Here is a 1,772-nt window from a genome sequence, read left to right as displayed (position 1 = left end):
TCGTCGATCGCGCACAGCATGGAAGAGGCGCTGCAGGTGCAGGCCGCGCTCGGCTTTCCGACCATCATCCGGCCGTCGTTCACCATGGGCGGTTCGGGCGGCGGCATCGCCTACAACAAGGACGAGTTCGTCGCCATCTGCGAACGCGGCCTGGAAGCCTCGCCGACCCACGAGCTGCTGATCGAGGAATCGCTACTCGGCTGGAAAGAATACGAGATGGAGGTAGTGCGCGACCGCAAGGACAACTGCATCATCATCTGCTCGATCGAGAACTTCGACCCGATGGGCGTGCACACCGGCGACTCCATCACCGTGGCGCCGGCGCAGACGCTGACCGACAAGGAATACCAGATCATGCGCAATGCCTCGCTGGCAGTGTTGCGCGAGATCGGTGTGGAAACGGGCGGCTCCAACGTGCAGTTCTCCATCAACCCGGAAGACGGGCGCATGGTGGTGATCGAAATGAACCCGCGGGTGTCGCGCTCAAGCGCGCTGGCATCCAAGGCGACCGGCTTCCCGATCGCCAAGGTGGCGGCCAAGCTGGCGGTCGGCTACACCCTCGACGAACTGCAGAACGACATCACCGGCGGCGCGACCCCGGCCTCGTTCGAGCCTTCGATCGACTATGTGGTGACCAAGATTCCGCGCTTCGCCTTCGAGAAATTCCCGCAGGCCGACGACCGCCTGACCACCCAGATGAAGTCGGTGGGCGAGGTGATGGCGATGGGCCGCAGCTTCCAGGAGTCGCTGCAGAAGGCGTTGCGCGGGCTGGAAGTCGGCGCCGACGGCTTCGACCCAAGGACCACCGACCGCGAGGAAATCGAGGCCGAGCTGATGTCGCCCGGCCCCGAGCGCATCTGGTACGTCGGCGATGCGTTCCGCGTCGGCATGAGCCTCGCGGAAATCCACGCCGTGTCGAAGATCGATCCCTGGTTCCTCGACCAGATCCAGGGCCTGATCGAACTGGAAACCTCGCTGTCCGGACGTGCGCTGACCGACCTCGGCCGCGATGAACTGCGCCAGCTGAAGCGCGCCGGTTTTTCCGACCGCCGCCTGGCCAAGCTTTTGGACACCGACCAGCACGCGGTGCGTGCGCGCCGCAACGAACTGGCACTGCACCCGGTCTACAAGCGGGTCGACACCTGCGCAGCCGAGTTCGCCACGCAGACCGCGTACATGTACTCGACCTACGAGGAAGAGTGCGAGGCGCACCCGACCGACGCGAAGAAAATCATGGTGCTGGGCGGCGGGCCGAACCGCATCGGCCAGGGCATCGAGTTCGACTATTGCTGCGTGCATGCCGCGCTGGCGCTGCGCGAGAACGGCTTCGAGACCATCATGGTCAACTGCAACCCGGAGACCGTGTCGACCGACTACGACACCTCCGACCGCCTGTATTTCGAGCCGCTGACACTGGAAGACGTGCTGGAAATCGTGCGCATCGAGAAGCCCTTCGGCGTGATCGTGCAGTACGGCGGGCAGACGCCGCTGAAGCTGGCACGCGACCTGGAGCGCAACGGCGTGCCCATCATCGGCACCAGCCCCGACATGATCGATGCGGCCGAGGACCGCGAGCGCTTCCAGCAGATGCTGCACGACCTCGGTCTCAAGCAGCCGCCCAACCGCACCGCGCGCAACCCCGACAGCGCCATCCGCATGGCCGAGGAAATCGGCTACCCGCTGGTGGTGCGCCCGAGCTACGTGCTGGGTGGCCGCGCCATGGAAATCGTGCGCGAGGAGGCCGACCTGCGGCGCTACATGACCGAGGCGGT

Annotated in this window: 1 protein-coding gene; it reads left to right on the top strand. The window is 65.4% G+C overall.

Features of this window, described 5'->3' with window-relative positions; genetic code table 11:
* Positions 1 to 1,772, top strand: a 1,772-nt coding sequence (carB, locus tag Q0L94_RS17795; RefSeq protein ID WP_296756010.1) for a carbamoyl-phosphate synthase large subunit, incomplete at both ends; no start/stop codon positions are given.

The sequence above is a fragment of the Thiobacillus sp. genome, from assembly GCF_024708915.1.
This window is presented reverse-complemented; position numbering and strand designations above follow the sequence as displayed.